Annotated in this window: 1 protein-coding gene; it reads right to left on the bottom strand. The window is 49.2% G+C overall.

Features of this window, described 5'->3' with window-relative positions; genetic code table 11:
• A partial coding sequence (locus SB775_RS32860) for an NAD-binding protein (protein ID WP_410865484.1) occupies positions 1–244 on the bottom strand: 244 nt, incomplete at both ends.

Below are 244 nucleotides of genomic sequence, written 5' to 3' on the forward strand. Positions count from 1 at the left end.
GTTTTTCTTGATCTTCACGCCTTCAGGAGTCGCTTCTACGACAGGCGTTCCGATAGAGAACTCAATGCCTTTTGCTTGAAGATGGCCCACTGCATAATCCACCAATTCCGGATCGAATCCTGGCAAGACCATCGGTGCAGCTTCTACGCAGATTACGCGTACTTTTTCGCGTGGCACATCGTATTCTTTACATAGTTCAGGCACACGGTTCGCAAGTTCCCCCAGGAATTCGATTCCCGTGAAT

Source organism: Peribacillus sp. SIMBA_075, from assembly GCF_046534585.1.